This is a genomic window from Lysinibacillus sp. FSL P2-0066 (genome assembly GCF_037969495.1).
Taxonomy (GTDB): Bacteria; Bacillota; Bacilli; order Bacillales_A; family Planococcaceae; genus Lysinibacillus; species Lysinibacillus boronitolerans.
This window is the reverse complement of sequence record NZ_CP150202.1, coordinates 3,741,918-3,755,853: the sequence shown is the minus strand read 5'-3', so window position 1 is coordinate 3,755,853 and position 13,936 is coordinate 3,741,918. Positions and strand designations below refer to the sequence as shown.

General features: G+C 37.0%; 13 protein-coding genes. 8 read left to right on the top strand and 5 right to left on the bottom strand.

The window, feature by feature from the left end; all coding sequences use genetic code 11:
* Window positions 1–149: 149 nt before the first annotated feature.
* The 3 genes from MKZ14_RS18635 to MKZ14_RS18625 all read right to left on the bottom strand — a co-directional run bounded on the left by MKZ14_RS18635 (window position 150) and on the right by MKZ14_RS18625 (window position 2,689).
* Entirely contained in the window at window positions 150–1,469 is a 1,320-nt protein-coding gene (locus MKZ14_RS18635; protein ID WP_016992129.1) for a hemolysin family protein, read from the bottom strand.
* Between the two features lie 428 nt (window positions 1,470–1,897).
* Window positions 1,898–2,314 (bottom strand): hypothetical protein, encoded by a 417-nt coding sequence (locus MKZ14_RS18630; RefSeq protein WP_016992128.1) that lies wholly within the window; start codon window positions 2,312–2,314, stop codon window positions 1,898–1,900.
* 171 nt (window positions 2,315–2,485) lie between these two features.
* The gene (locus tag MKZ14_RS18625; protein WP_016992127.1) at window positions 2,486–2,689 is read right to left on the bottom strand and encodes a YheE family protein; all 204 of its coding nucleotides are present in this window, start codon (window positions 2,687–2,689) and stop codon (window positions 2,486–2,488) included.
* A 207-nt stretch (window positions 2,690–2,896) separates the two neighbouring features.
* On the opposite strand from MKZ14_RS18625, the gene MKZ14_RS18620 reads away from it, so the two are divergent.
* The 5 genes from MKZ14_RS18620 (at window position 2,897) to MKZ14_RS18600 (ending at window position 7,877) form a co-directional block, all read left to right on the top strand.
* The gene (locus MKZ14_RS18620; RefSeq protein ID WP_333006809.1) at window positions 2,897–4,039 is read left to right on the top strand and encodes a DUF445 family protein; all 1,143 of its coding nucleotides are present in this window, start codon (window positions 2,897–2,899) and stop codon (window positions 4,037–4,039) included.
* A gap of 15 nt (window positions 4,040–4,054) precedes the next feature.
* Window positions 4,055–4,402 (top strand): YlbF family regulator, encoded by a 348-nt coding sequence (locus tag MKZ14_RS18615; protein ID WP_004230811.1) that lies wholly within the window; start codon window positions 4,055–4,057, stop codon window positions 4,400–4,402.
* A gap of 141 nt (window positions 4,403–4,543) precedes the next feature.
* Window positions 4,544–5,206: a ribonuclease H family protein gene (locus MKZ14_RS18610; RefSeq protein WP_036075878.1), complete on the top strand. Its 663-nt coding sequence runs from the start codon at window positions 4,544–4,546 to the stop codon at window positions 5,204–5,206.
* Window positions 5,207–5,325: 119 nt separating this feature from the next.
* Window positions 5,326–6,237: a copper amine oxidase N-terminal domain-containing protein gene (locus MKZ14_RS18605; protein ID WP_333006810.1), complete on the top strand. Its 912-nt coding sequence runs from the start codon at window positions 5,326–5,328 to the stop codon at window positions 6,235–6,237.
* Between the two features lie 290 nt (window positions 6,238–6,527).
* Entirely contained in the window at window positions 6,528–7,877 is a 1,350-nt protein-coding gene (locus MKZ14_RS18600; RefSeq protein ID WP_339280244.1) for an IS1182 family transposase, read from the top strand.
* 170 nt (window positions 7,878–8,047) lie between these two features.
* On the opposite strand, the gene MKZ14_RS18595 is transcribed toward MKZ14_RS18600, so the two are convergent.
* Window positions 8,048–8,446, bottom strand: a complete 399-nt coding sequence (locus MKZ14_RS18595; RefSeq protein WP_054548655.1) for a hypothetical protein — start codon at window positions 8,444–8,446, stop codon at window positions 8,048–8,050.
* A gap of 166 nt (window positions 8,447–8,612) precedes the next feature.
* Between MKZ14_RS18595 and MKZ14_RS18590 the strand changes: the two genes are divergently transcribed.
* On the top strand, window positions 8,613–10,118 hold the full coding sequence (locus tag MKZ14_RS18590) for a coproporphyrinogen III oxidase (RefSeq protein WP_333006885.1): 1,506 nt from the start codon (window positions 8,613–8,615) through the stop codon (window positions 10,116–10,118).
* A gap of 22 nt (window positions 10,119–10,140) precedes the next feature.
* Here MKZ14_RS18590 and MKZ14_RS18585 read toward each other — a convergent pair whose 3' ends face one another.
* Complete coding sequence (locus MKZ14_RS18585; RefSeq protein WP_066037067.1) at window positions 10,141–11,238, bottom strand: sugar diacid recognition domain-containing protein; 1,098 nt, start codon at window positions 11,236–11,238, stop codon at window positions 10,141–10,143.
* Between the two features lie 165 nt (window positions 11,239–11,403).
* Between MKZ14_RS18585 and MKZ14_RS18580 the strand changes: the two genes are divergently transcribed.
* Both MKZ14_RS18580 and MKZ14_RS18575 read left to right on the top strand, forming a co-directional pair.
* Complete coding sequence (locus MKZ14_RS18580; RefSeq protein ID WP_333006887.1) at window positions 11,404–12,543, top strand: glycerate kinase; 1,140 nt, start codon at window positions 11,404–11,406, stop codon at window positions 12,541–12,543.
* Window positions 12,544–13,890: a GntP family permease gene (locus tag MKZ14_RS18575; protein WP_036075870.1), complete on the top strand. Its 1,347-nt coding sequence runs from the start codon at window positions 12,544–12,546 to the stop codon at window positions 13,888–13,890.
* The last annotated feature ends 46 nt before the right edge of the window (window positions 13,891–13,936 follow it).

Here is a 13,936-nt window from a genome sequence, read left to right as displayed (position 1 = left end):
CCCCCTTTTAAAAAGGGAGTCGTTTTCATCTATTTATTACGGACGTTGCTCCCACCTCTATAAGGTGTGAAGAAAAGACCATATTTATAGCCTAGATTACAAGCGTGCTTCTAATAGTACCACGACGAGTATGGCAATTCAATTCAATTTTAATCAATGACTGCGTCATATTCATTTGATAAATCACTGTTAGGTAATTTCAGAACTTCTAAGTATAAAATATGGTGACCATCTAATTCTTTTGCGATAAATTCAAAACCTTGCTCTTGAATACTGTCTCCTTCGACCGCATCAAAACGCTTCGTCATGAACCAACCACCGATAGTATCAATATCATCATCTTCTATGTCAGTACCAAGCATATCATTTACATTTTCAAGAAGCATCTTCGCATCTAAAATAAAATGATTTTCTGCAATTTCTTGTACTTCCGGGATTTCGTCTTCATCAAATTCATCTTGAATATCGCCGACAATTTCCTCAATAATATCTTCAATCGTCACTAAACCAGATGTTCCGCCATATTCATCCATTAAAATGGCCATATGAATACGCTCACGTTGAATTTTTAATAATAGATCGTTAATTTGCGTTGTTTCCATCACTCGAATAATAGGTTGCATATAATCAATGACTGGCTTATCACCATTTTTAGAATCCTTAATGTAAGCGGTTAATAAATGCTTCATGTTAACTAAGCCAATAATATGATCTTTATCTCCATCCAGAATTGGATAACGAGTATATTGCTCAACACCCATTAAATCAAAAACTTCTTTAATCGTTAGCTCTTTTTCAATGCCGACAATTTCAGTTCGAGGAACCATAATTTCTTTTGCAAGACGATCTGAGAACTCGAAAATACTGTTAACATATTCATATTCTGAGTTATTAATTTCTCCACCTTTTAAACTATCCGACAAAATCATACGCAACTCTTCCTCTGTGTGAGCTACTTCTGATTCTGACATCATTTTTAAGCCGAAAAGACCTGTTAAACCACGGGCAGAGCCGTTTAATAGCTTAATGATAGGATACGTAATATTGTGGAAGATAATTAATGGGCCAGAAAAGTTTAATGTGACAAATTCTGCTTTTTGGATGGCTAATGTTTTTGGCGCCAATTCCCCAATAACAACATGCATAAACGTAACGATTGAGAATGCAAGTATGAATGAAAGGATAGATGTAATACTACCATTCAAATTTAGAAATTCAAACACTGGGTGCAAAATGATTTCAAATGTAGGTTCACCTAACCAACCTAAACCAAGTGCAGTGATGGTAATACCTAGCTGACAGGCAGATAAGTACTCATCTAAATCTGAAACAACACGTTTTGCATTTTTCGCTTTTTTATGCCCTTCCGCGAGCAATTGATCAATGCGGGTAGATCTCACTTTTACGATTGCAAATTCAGTTGCAACGAAAAATCCAGTCATTATAATTAGTAGGGCGAATGCCGCCAACCTAATGGTTATCTCCAATATGTCTCCGTCCAAATAATTCCTTTGTTCCCGCCCGAATGAGGGAAGTAAACAAAGTGTACACCTCCTATGATTTAAAAAATTGTTGGATGTTTCAATCATAAATTATTTAAAAGAAAAACACAAATATTGACAACGATTTTTTCGTTTGTTTATTAAGAGGCATTGCGAAAAAAGTCGCTAGATTCAACTACCAAAAGATTGTATTTACCAGTACTATATGCTAACTTTAAAAAGATCAAAGATAGTTTGTTTAGGGAAAGAAGCATTTTGCATCTCATATAATACGACACGTCAAAAATCTCAAGAGTGCTTTAGCTTGCGGATTTTTTTAAATGAATTATTTTTTATAGTAAAGGGGGAGTCTCAAATGCTCATTGAGACTCCCCCTTTCTAAACGTTTACCCTATTTATTCTTGCTGGAAGCGTAATTTTAAACACGCTTTTTCAACATCATGGACCGTTTCCTTGAAAGGTATCACACCTGTAAACGGTGCGATAGAAACAGGTGCTTTTTCAGTTATGCCTTGCTGTGTTAGAACATAGTTCTTATTATTATACGTTAAATAGAACGTTTTAATCGATTTCTTGCCGAAAGAGCTAGTAGAAGAATCAAAAAAGCCCTTTAATTGACTGCAATACTCATTGTAAAAGTCGCTTTTATAGCCAGAAAGTTCCTCGAATTTCTTACTATTAACAGCTCCCGCTTCATCCGCTAATTCGAATATTTTAGCGGAAAATTCTGAAAAAAATTCTTTTACTTTTACACGAATTAACGCTTTTGAATTATAGCTATTTAAGTCATCCGAAAGTGTGACTTTACTCATTGAAATGGCCCCCTGCATAAAAAACATTTACTCTTAAGCTGATATCATAAATGTATAAGAAAAATATACAAATTTCAACATGATTCAACATAATTAGCTTAAATGATGTGCTATTTATAGTAAATATAGGTATTTTTATACGGGTTCAGAATGAAAAATTGACTACGGATTTTAATCGTATACATGAAACAGCATAAGCTCATGTATCATTTTTTTAACAGCCTCCTCGTCTGACGGAATGGCCCCTATCCACTCAATCGTACCGTCCTTTAAATACTCCGCTTGGTATCGTTCTCGTTGATAAAAAAATGAAATAGTCCAACCAGGTAGTTGCGTGTTTTCAAATAGTGGTTTAAAACTGAAATGTTGAATCATCATCAAACCTCGTTTCTATAGTATGTAGTCATATTATTCAAGTATAACGGTATTTTTGCAACTATTCACTTTTCATAGAAGTAAATAGGATGACATTGAAATTCTAAAGAGGTATTTCTTTCGTTGAAAATCATTGCTCTGCTATAATGGGTGCAGAAGGCGACAAAAAACGCCAATCTTGAATACAATTGAAATGAGAGGATACTAATGGATAATTTTATAGTGACATTACTTTTCATGGCTTTCATTGGGGCTGCAATTGGGGGCGTTACAAATCACTTAGCCATTAAAATGCTTTTTCGCCCATATAAAGCGATATATATTAAAAATTGGCGATTACCGTTTACACCCGGTCTTATACCCAAACGACGTGATGAATTAGCGAAACAGCTGGGTCTTACAGTAGTAAATTATTTACTAACTCCCGAAACATTTAGAAAAAAGTTTTTCTCAAAGGATATTCAAGACAAAGTAGAACACTTTGTACAATCAAAAGTTGAAGAAACAATCTTTACAAACGACAAAACAATTCAGGATTGGCTAAACTTAGCCGGGTTTTCACATATGCCTGCTACCATTGAGCAGAAGGTTGAAGCAATTGTAGAGGGACAATTTTCGTCAGTAAAGAATACACTATCAACAAAATCAATTCGTACATTGCTATCTGAGGATATCCAAAATACGATTGATGCTAAAATTCCAGTAGCGGTTCAGCATATCTTAGAAAAAGGCGAGGATTATTTTTTATCACCTGAAGGCGAAATGACGATTAAGGCAATGATTGATGACTTTTTATCATCCAAAGGATCTCTAGGCGGCATGATCAATATGTTCTTAGGTGATTCCACTTCACTAGTTGGGAAAGTTCAACGTGAGCTTGTGAAGTTTTTACAAGCACCAGGAACAACAACATTACTAACAAAAATATTTTCACAGGAATGGGAAAAATTCAAAGATCGACCAGCTATGGACTTTTTGCAAGATGTTCAATTTGACCCCATTTTATCGAAATTACAAGTGTACGTGAAAGAACAATTAGCAATCTCTGAACGTTTAAATCAACCGATTTCTTATTATTGGCCTGAAGGAAATGAGTGGGCAAAGTATACCGTGATTCCACAGGTTATAGAAAAGGCTTTTGTGAAGGCAGAGGAAAAACTTGAGGATGTACTAAAACGTTTAAACTTACAAGAAGTAGTGCGAGAGCAGGTAGACTCATTCCCAGTAGAGAAATTAGAGGAACTTGTATTAGGCATTTCTAAACGTGAGTTTAAAATGATTACTGTATTAGGTGCAGTGCTTGGTGGATTGATTGGGATTGTGCAAGGCTTGATTGTTTACTTTATTTAAAAGGAGATTGTATGAATGATTAATATTTATAATGACATTAATGCGCTAGAAGCAACTTTCCGTAAGATTCCAGAATTTGAAGCGTTAAAAGCTGCTGTTGAAGTTGTTAAAAATGATGAAGAGGCATTAAATGTCTTTAAAAACTTCCGTAAAATCCAAATCGAATTACAGAAAAAGCAATTAGCTGGTGAGGATATTTTGGAAGATGAGCTTGTCTATGCACAAAAAGCGGCACAGCTTGCACAGCAAAATGAAAAAATTTCAACGATGCTTGAGGCAGAAATGAAGGTAAGCAAAGTAATCGAAGAAGTAAATCGCATTTTAATAAAACCTATCCAAGGTTTATATGAAGGAATTCAATAAAAGGTGATAATCGCAATTTAAAAGGGAATAATTTTTCTAGGAATTGCACATATAACAAGTGAGAGGAAAACGTGTATCCGCTATTGGTCGGTACACGTTTTTGCTTTATGTACCAGTTAAAGAGTATTGGAGGTTATGACTATGCATGTCATCATTGAATGGATCTATAAAACACCAAAAGGAGCAACAACCGTTTTACGTTCCGCTGAAATGCCTGCAGCTCAAGCACTATTACTTGCAGAGGATATGGAAAGAACGGGAAGAGTAAAATCGCTACATTGCATTGATCGGCAAGATACAAATTGGTCACTTAAAGAGCTAAAAGCCTATTTAAAGGAAATTGATACTGAGCCACATAATATTACGGTCTATTTTGATGGAGGTTTTGATCGTGGGACAAGGCAAGCAGGGCTAGGCTGCGCCATTTATTACGAACAAAATGGTAAGCCTTTACGATTAAGAAGAAATGCCTTTTCGTCTGAATTGAAATCAAATAATGAGGCAGAGTATGCAGCGCTTTATTTAGGCTTAGTAGAGCTTGAACTTTTAAATGTCCACCATTTGCCTGTGCGTATTATAGGAGATTCACAAGTGGTCATCAATCAGCTAAATGGGGAATGGCCAGCATTGGAAAAGGAATTAGCAAGTTGGGCAGATAAAATTGATGCTAAGTTGGAGCAGCTTCACATTCAAGCAGAATACCAGCTTGTCTCACGTAAGGAAAATTCTGAAGCGGACCGCCTTGCTACTCAAGCTTTAAATGGCATCGATATTACTGGTTTGAGCGAGATTGTTAAAGAATAGCTAATAAGAGGTGGTAGTATCTACTGCCACCTCTTCTTATAAAATCCTCTGCTTGCACTGAAACTTTTTCCATTTTAAAACTACTACTCCTTTGAATCCAAACAATAAGGAGAGATTTTATGAACATGAAAAAAATAGCACCTGTAGCTATATCAGCATTATTATTTGGAAGTGCCCTTGTACCGGTAGCTTCAGCAAATGAGCAGCAATCGACAGAAGCAGAGGTACCACAAATACAAATTGATCCCGTACACATTTTTAATGATACTCGTGGTACTGTGGAAGATGTTCGTGTTGGGGAAAATATTACATATTACACAGTAAAAGAAGGCGAGCAAACAAATGTATTAGAAATGACTAAAGATACTCTTGTGTTCGACAATACTGGGAAGAAAGTGGAGCTTCAAAAGGGTGATAAAATAGTAGCTTATACATTTGCTAACAAACCTCAAAAATATATATATCCACCACAATTCAATCCAGAGGTTGTCATCGTTGAAACAGAAAAAGCAGGCTTTGTAGAAGTGGATTATTTCTTTGAAGATTTAACTAATACGTATGATATTTTAAAATTAAATATCGGGAAAGAAACAGAGCTATTCAATGAAAAAGGTGAAAAGGTGGACGCTAAAGATTTAGCAGAGAAGCATCTAGTTGTTTTCTATACGGCCTCTACTAAAAGTATTCCAGCGCAAACAACACCATCTAAAGTAATTGTACTGGACGATGATTCCTCAGCTACTAAGAATCCAATAAATGAAGAAATTGATAATATTATCGCATCAGATTCTTATGAAGTAGCTGGTACAAAAATGGTGCCATTGCGTGTGATCGCTGAAAAGCTTGGCTTCAAAGTGGATTCTACAGGCAAGGGGGCAATCCTTTCAAAAGGGAATATGTCTTATACAATTACTCGCGGTGAAAAAACATTTGGCTATAATAAGGCATTACGTACACTAACAGTCGCACCGACCTTAAAAGATACAAAGACATATGTACCTGTTGAATTTGTGGATGGATATTTAAAATAATTAAGAAAATAGTATGCCAACAATGCTTGGCATACTACAGACTGTAGACAAACTCAATGAATTTTGAGTTTGCCTACAGTCTTTTTTCTTTTACAATAAAATAAAGTAAAGCCGTTGATTTCCACTACGGGCGGACGCTTTCCGCGGGCGGGGTCGAGCTGCTTCCCTCGCTTCGCTCAGTCCAGGATCTCGACTTTCCCGCTTTTCCCGCAGGAGTCGCCACCCTTCGTTCCAATCAACTTCTACATAAAGAATTATTGATAAAAAGTACACTTTCGAGGTGATCAACCATGATGACGAAAAATCAAATCAATGAACGTGAACAATTAGAAATGCTAACGATTGATCAATTAGTTCCCCAAGATCATTTAGTACGAAAACTAGAGGCGGCTATTGATTTTTCATTTATCTATCCTTTAGTAGAAAACCTCTACTCTGCTAAAGGACGCCCTAGTATTGATCCTGTTGTTCTCTTTAAAATGACGTTTATTCAGTACGTTTTTGGTATACGGTCCATGCGTCAAACCATCAAAGAAATTGAAACGAATATGGCGTATCGTTGGTTTTTAGGATTTGGCTTCCATACAGAAGTCCCGCATTTCTCTACCTTCGGTAAAAATTATGTCCGTCGCTTTCAAGACACTGATATATTTGAGCAGATATTCTATCGTATATTAAAAGAGATTATGCATCAAGGACTCCTCCATGCAGACCATTTATTTATCGATTCTACGCATGTGAAAGCGAGTGCGAATAAACGAAAGTATGATAAAAAAGTTGTGCGAAAAGAAACACGGGCTTATGAAGAGAAACTTCAATTAGAGTTAAATATGGATCGTGAGGAACACGGAAAAAAGCCCTTTCCCCCGGAGAAGTTTGAAAAGGAAGAATGGAAAGAAATAAAGGAAAGCACGACAGATCCTGAAAGTGGCTATTACGTGAAGGATGAACGTACGAAGCAGTTTGCGTATTCTTTTCATGCAGCGACAGATGAAAAGGGCTTTGTCTTGGGTGCCATTGTAACTCCGGGAAATGTGCACGATAGTCATGTATTACAGCCACTTGTGGAAAAAGTCATTGAAAACGTTCAAAAACCATTAGCTGTTGCGGCAGATGCAGCCTATAAAACACCAGCGATTACGAATTTTTTATTAGAGAATCAAATGTTGCCTGTTCTTCCTTATACACGTCCTAAAACGAAAGATGGATTCTTCCGAAAGCATGAGTATATATATGATGAGCACTATAATTGTTATCTTTGTCCACAAGGACAGATATTGAAGTATACGACAACGACTAAAGAAGGGTATCGTCAATATAAATCGAATCCTTTGATTTGTGCGAAGTGTCCAAGCCTTTCCCAATGTACAGAAAGTAAGCATCATCAAAAACTCATTCAACGCCATATCTGGGAGTCGTATGTGGAGGAAGCTGAACATTTACGCCATTCCTATGACATCAAACAAATTTATGCAAAGCGCAAAGAAACGATTGAGCGTGTCTTTGCCGATGCAAAAGAAAAGCATGGTATGCGATGGACAACCTTAAGAGGTCTGAAAAAATTGTCCATGCAGGCGATGCTTACTTTTGCTGCCATGAATTTAAAGAAACTGGCTACTTGGACGTGGCAGGCAGCTTAAGAAGGTAGCTATGCTCGAAGAGTATGTTGAATTTGGTAGTATATTACCAAATATTAAAGATAAAATAGGAAGAAAAATGACAAAAGCCCATCGAGAGTGAACCTCTCGATGGCTTTTGTCTACAGTCTGTAGTATGCCAACAATGCTTGGCATACTATTTTTATTTGTAGTTACTCAGCCATTGCTAGAGCGTAATGGTTCTTTGAGGAAATAAAGGCTGGATACTTTTTCGCAAATTGTTGGAGACATTGTTTAAAGGATATTGTACTCATGAAGTTTTTAGCTAATACCATTTCATCTGAATACAATAAAAATTGCTGAAAATGCTGTTGAATAAATACCCTTGTCTTTTCATAATGCTTGTTAATTGAAATAGCGCCATAGATTTCTTGTTGATCAATAATATAAATAAAATCACAAAGTACTTTATGTGTGCCGTAATTAAGTTTTACCGTGACATATAATGTTTTTTCGTCACAGCGCTCTAAATCAAAATGGTGGAATGCTACTTCTACTTGATGAATAAAGCTCGAAACAGATGTATAATTGTCATTTTTTAAAATAAACATTCTCGACACCACCTTTTCTGAAAATTATAATGACAAAAAAATAGTTTGTCTATATTTAAACTGAATATTCTGTTATTTTATAGATTCTAATTGTTATTTTGCTTATAGTCATAGAAATTTGTTAAACTTAAATCTGCAATTATATAAAAGAAGAGAGCGAAACGAAATGAAAATTATTCACATAGATCAAAAATATCCCGAAGATTGGATTCGCGTATTAAATCATATTGCGAATTTATTTTTTGAGGATTCCAAGCTGAAGGTTGAACCAATGGGAGCAGACATGTCTGCTTCATTTGACTATCAGACTGGAGACGATTTTTCCATTTCTACAAAAGCAAACTTGATTGTAGATGGTAAGCAATACACGAATGAGTACAGTATTCAATATGAGTCCCCGGCAACAGATCGTGAGCTAAATATTCGCATAAAACGTGCATTGTCACATGTATTTTTAGATGTTCTTGAACAGCATACTGGAGTGCATCAGCAATGGGGGATTTTAACGGGTGTACGCCCAACAAAGCTGTATCATAAATTTAGAAAAGAAGGTAAAAGTGAGCAAGAAATTGCTGATCTATTAATTCGAGATTTCCGCTTATCAAAGGAAAAAGTTGGACTATTAAAGGAAATTGTGGACCGACAACTAGTGACCATTCCTGATCTTGATTCCATTGGACAAGAAATCAGTGTTTATATCGGTATTCCATTCTGCCCTACCAAATGTGCATATTGCACTTTCCCAGCCTATGCGATTGGTAGTAATCGTAAGCAAGGCCGTGTTACGACTTTTTTAGATGGCTTGCATATTGAATTGCGTGAAATGGGCAAATGGCTGAAGGACAATGATATGAAAATCACCTCCATTTATTGGGGTGGTGGTACACCGACTTCCATCGAGGCCGATGAAATGGACGCCTTGTATCAAACGATGTATGAATCATTCCCTAACCCTGAAACAATTCGAGAGGTGACAGTTGAAGCAGGAAGACCTGATACCATCACACCAGAAAAATTAGAAGTACTAAAAAAATGGGGTATTGATCGTATTAGTGTAAATCCACAATCTTATACTGATGAAACATTAAAAGCAATTGGTCGTCATCACACAGTCCAGGAAACCATTGAGAAGTTTTGGCTTGCAAGAGAATCAGGTATGAACAATATCAATATGGATCTTATAATTGGGCTACCGAATGAAGGGATTGAAGAATTCCAACATTCATTAGAGGAATCGGCAAAAATGCAGCCAGAGTCTTTAACTGTTCATACGCTATCATTTAAACGTGCTTCAGAGATGACGCGTAATAAGGATAAATACAAAGTAGCCGACCGTGATACGGTAGCTGAAATGATGGCAATGGCACAAATTTGGACAAAAGAAAATGATTATGTTCCATACTATTTATATCGTCAGAAAAATATTTTAGGTAATTTAGAAAATGTCGGCTATAGTAAAGCGGGAGAAGAAAGTATTTATAATATCGTTATTATGGAAGAAGTGCAGACAATCTTAGGAATTGGCTGTGGGGCATCCTCAAAATTTGTTCATCCCGAAACAGGGAGAATTACACAATTCCATAATCCGAAAGATCCTGCTGCCTATATCATGACCTTTGAAGAGGCTATTGGGAAGAAAATAGAATTTTTAAATGAATTATATAAGGCTTAATGATGAAGGCAATCTGATCTGTTCAGATTGCCTTCATTGTTTGTAGTGTTCGTAATGTACAGGCCATTTTTAGCAGAACAGCATCCTCAAAGTATTGCGGATCATAGCCTGTTAATTCCCTTATTTTATTCAAACGATAAGTAAGTGTATGTCGATGAATATTCAATTGCTGAGCACAATGCTTTAGCTGTAAATTACAATCAAAAAACGATTGTAATGTTTCCAATTGTTTAGCGTCTAAATTTTTGAGTACACGACGGTAAAATGCTTGTACCTCCTCCGATTCACGAGGTTTAAAAAGGGAATATAACTCGACATCTTCAAAAAAAGTCAATTCATTATTGATTGCAGCAAATTTTAGAGCTGTTCTGGCACCTTGGTAGCTATAGGGAAGCTGAGATAAATGCTGAACCACAGGCCCTACCCCAATTTGAAGGGAGGGAAGTTTCTGCTTCTGCTTACGCAGTGCTTTTATAATAGGACGGCAATTTTGCTCCATACAACTTGTTAGTAGGATATAGTATTCCTGTAATTGGCTATGACCAGCAAGAATAGGCTGTTTGTAAAATAGATCCTCAAAAAAGAAGGGTATTGTATTTTCTGCGTAGGATGCTTCATTTAAGCTCACTAAAATCACCTGAAAAGGGCCAGAAAGAGCAAATGGTAATTTCTGAATCCGTTCAGTTAAGGTTCCGTCTAGCTTACTTCCATGAACGAGTGCTTCAAATATGTAATCGTTATTCTTTCGTTGCCATTCGCTTTTAGATTCAACAATCGCTTGATGGGCCATAATCTCTGTTGTGAGCTGAACGAGATTAGCAATTTCAAGCATATCCTCTGAATCTCCTGTAATACCTATAACACCTACAACCTCATCTTGATACATAATTGGCATATTGATGCCTGGTTTTGTGTTTGGATAAAGTGCTATATTTTCCTCATTTATAATTAGAGTCTCTTTTGACTGTGCTACGTATAGTGCACCTTCATGAATATTTTCCACCCTCATTTTATCCCCAGAAGCTAAAATGACTCCACTTGGGCTGATAACATTAATATTGTGACGCAAGCGCAACATCGTTTGATGGACGATGTCTTCTGCTAACTTTTTTGTCAACATGTTTATACACCTCGCATAAAAAACAGCCTGTTATATGACAGATAAATTGTACACCTATTATAATGTTTTCTGAATTTATTGTCATTATAATAAATTGTAAGCGCTTAACTTAGGGATATGAAAATTTACGTAAATGTCAATGGACGACATAAGTGGAGGTTTAACATGAAAGTTATCATTAGTCCAGATTCCTACAAGGGTACTCTGTCAGCAGTTGAAGTAGCAAAGGCAATGCAAAAAGGAATCTTAGATGTGGATCATTCAATTGAAACAATTATACTACCAGTGGCAGATGGTGGTGAAGGTACACTGCACTCACTTATTGCCTCTACAGATGGTCGATATTGCTCAGCAACTGTGCTTGATCCATTGGGAAGAGCTATCCAGGCTCAATATGGTGTACTGGGCGATCAAGTAACCTGTGTAATAGAGATGGCTCAAGCATCTGGTATTATGCTGTTACAAGAAAATGAGAAAAATCCTGAACTTGCTACATCTTATGGCACAGGACAATTAATTAAAGCCGCACTTGATCAAGGTTTTAGAAAATTTATTATTGGCATTGGTGGGAGTGCTACAAATGATGCGGGTACTGGTATGTTACAAGCATTAGGTGTGCGGTTATTATCAGCGGAAGGGGTGGAACTTGAGGCTGGTGTTTCTAACCTTATGCAATTAGATGTCATAGATATGAGTCTACTAGATACTAGATTAGCAGAATCAACATTTACGATTGCCTGTGATGTGGATAATCCGCTTATTGGTGAACGAGGAGCTACTGCCATCTTTGGTCCACAAAAGGGTGTTCAAAAACACCAGGTCGCTGAATTTGATCGTTGTTTAAAGCATTTTGCAGATATTGTTGAAGCTCAATTTGCTATACGATTACATGACTATAAAGGTGCTGGAGCCGCTGGGGGAATGGGGGGCGCATTAATCGCTTTTTTAAAAGGAACCTTCCATGCAGGAATTGACCTTGTGCTGGACGCTGTACAACTTCAGGCTCATTTAGCAGAAGCACAGTTAGTGATAACGGGTGAAGGAAAATCTGATCTTCAAACATTACATGGTAAGGCACCATTAGGTGTAGCCAAAGCTGCAAAGCAAGCGAATGTAGAGGCGATGCTGCTGTCTGGAGGAATTGATACCAAGGCGAATACAGCATTACAAGCGTATTTTACAGTTGTTGAGTCATTGGTAGATGAGGAGATTGATGTGCAGCAGGCAATGCAAGAACCTGCACACTTTATTCGGTTAAAAACTAAAAGAATGATAGAGCGTTACTTACAAAAGGGGGATGTCTAGATGTTGTTCATTATTATATTAATAGGGGTATTGTTTGTTGTCTTAGGAACAGCTAAGTTAAAGCTTCATCCGTTTTTAGCTTTATTAATCAGTGCTTTCTTTGTTGGAATTGCTTCAGGTATGCCACTATTGACAGTAGTGGAAAGCATTAATACTGGATTTGGAGGCTTGATGACAAGTATTGGTTTAGTTATTATCGCCGGTACTATCATAGGCTTAATATTAGAAAAATCAGGTGCTGCTTATCGAATGGCGGAAGTAGTGTTACGAATTGTAGGACCTAAACGTCCGCAATTAGCGATGTCTTTAATTGGCTATATCGTATCCATACCAGTATTTTGTGATTCAGGCTTTATTATTTTATCTAGCTTGCAAAAATCATTGGCAAAGCGAGCGAATGTCACGATTGCATCTATGGCAGTAGCTTTAGCAACTGGCTTATTTGCAACACATGTATTAGTACCACCAACTCCAGGGCCGATTGCAGCAGCAGGAAATATTGGCGCAGCAGATTATTTAGGAACAGTCATTGTCATTGGTTTACTAGTAGCGATACCAGCGACATTTGTAGGCTATCTATGGTCAGTAAAAGTGGCGACAAAAATTCGAGTTCCTGAAGATGAGGTTGAGGCATTAGATTATGAGGAGGTCATTAAATCCTTTGGGAAAATGCCCTCAACATTTAAAGCATTCTTACCAATCGTTCTGCCAATTGTGTTAATTGGTCTGGGTTCTATAGCAGCATTAGTTGGGGATACGGAATCGACTTTCAATACCATCTTTAAATTTTTAGGTTCTCCAACAGTGGCACTATTTTTAGGTGTAGCAGCTGCCTTTTTATTATTACCTGAAATCAATGAAACGACATTAACAGGTTGGATTGGCGAAAGTCTAAAAGAAGCAGCACCTATTTTACTTATAACAGGTGCTGGTGGTTCGTTTGGAACTGTTATAAAAAATGCTGGTGTTGGAGAAATGCTTCAGGAAATGGATTTAGGTATGTTCGCCTCAGGTACATTATTCCTTCTAGTGCCATTTATAGTAGCAGCAGCATTGAAAACAGCCCAAGGTTCTTCCACAACAGCTCTTGTGATTACATCTACTTTAGTAGCCCCGATGCTTGTGACACTGGGAATTGAGGGAGCGGTACCATTAGCATTAGTGGTGATGGCAATAGGAGCAGGGGCAATGACCGTTAGCCATGTGAATGATAGCTTCTTCTGGGTAATTACACAGTATAGTGGCATGGAAGTGACACAAGCCTATAAAGCGCAAACGGTGGCCACGTTGTTACAGGGTCTTGTGACGATTATTATTACGATGATTTTATGGTGGATTTTTGTTTAAAGTAAAGGGAGAGCGGCCCATGGCTAGCTCTCTTTTTGTATAATAG

Coding starts and splice junctions, on each gene's coding strand:
- MKZ14_RS18630 (WP_016992128.1), bottom strand. CDS start 2,314: ATGAGTAAAGTCACACTTTCGGATGACTTAAATAGCTATAATTCAAAA.
- MKZ14_RS18625 (WP_016992127.1), bottom strand. CDS start 2,689: ATGATTCAACATTTCAGTTTTAAACCACTATTTGAAAACACGCAACTA.
- MKZ14_RS18620 (WP_333006809.1), top strand. CDS start 2,897: ATGGATAATTTTATAGTGACATTACTTTTCATGGCTTTCATTGGGGCT.
- MKZ14_RS18615 (WP_004230811.1), top strand. CDS start 4,055: ATGATTAATATTTATAATGACATTAATGCGCTAGAAGCAACTTTCCGT.
- MKZ14_RS18610 (WP_036075878.1), top strand. CDS start 4,544: ATGCATGTCATCATTGAATGGATCTATAAAACACCAAAAGGAGCAACA.
- MKZ14_RS18605 (WP_333006810.1), top strand. CDS start 5,326: ATGAACATGAAAAAAATAGCACCTGTAGCTATATCAGCATTATTATTT.
- MKZ14_RS18600 (WP_339280244.1), top strand. CDS start 6,528: ATGATGACGAAAAATCAAATCAATGAACGTGAACAATTAGAAATGCTA.
- MKZ14_RS18595 (WP_054548655.1), bottom strand. CDS start 8,446: ATGTTTATTTTAAAAAATGACAATTATACATCTGTTTCGAGCTTTATT.
- MKZ14_RS18590 (WP_333006885.1), top strand. CDS start 8,613: ATGAAAATTATTCACATAGATCAAAAATATCCCGAAGATTGGATTCGC.
- MKZ14_RS18585 (WP_066037067.1), bottom strand. CDS start 11,238: ATGTTGACAAAAAAGTTAGCAGAAGACATCGTCCATCAAACGATGTTG.
- MKZ14_RS18580 (WP_333006887.1), top strand. CDS start 11,404: ATGAAAGTTATCATTAGTCCAGATTCCTACAAGGGTACTCTGTCAGCA.
- MKZ14_RS18575 (WP_036075870.1), top strand. CDS start 12,544: ATGTTGTTCATTATTATATTAATAGGGGTATTGTTTGTTGTCTTAGGA.